Annotated in this window: 1 pseudogene; it reads right to left on the reverse strand. The window is 45.8% G+C overall.

What is annotated here, in order from left to right:
• A pseudogene (locus tag ACFINR_RS09490) lies at nucleotides 1-166 on the reverse strand (S49 family peptidase); the annotation flags it as partial.
• Nucleotides 167-275: the final 109 nt, after the last annotated feature.

Consider the following 275-nt stretch of genomic DNA (forward strand, 5'->3'; position numbering starts at 1 on the left):
AAGCCGTTGTATCCCCTTGCGCAAAAGCCTTAGGGGGAAACTTTTCTCCCTCAAAAAGACGCGGTGCAAGAGCATTCAAAATGATATCAAGCTTTGTCGATGCAAGCATATGAGGAACACCAAAAAGCCGTGATGCCAAAAACGGCATGTCGAGATTATTCACCATTTGTATGTGCCTCACTGCCTTGGTTACTTTCATAAGTGTCAGAAGGTTCTGAATCTGCGGGATCAATTACTTGATTGCTACCAGCCGGTGCCGCCATATCCGTGTCAAA

This window comes from Bartonella sp. AP19HLJMH (assembly GCF_042196245.1).
GTDB lineage: Bacteria > Pseudomonadota > Alphaproteobacteria > Rhizobiales > Rhizobiaceae > Bartonella.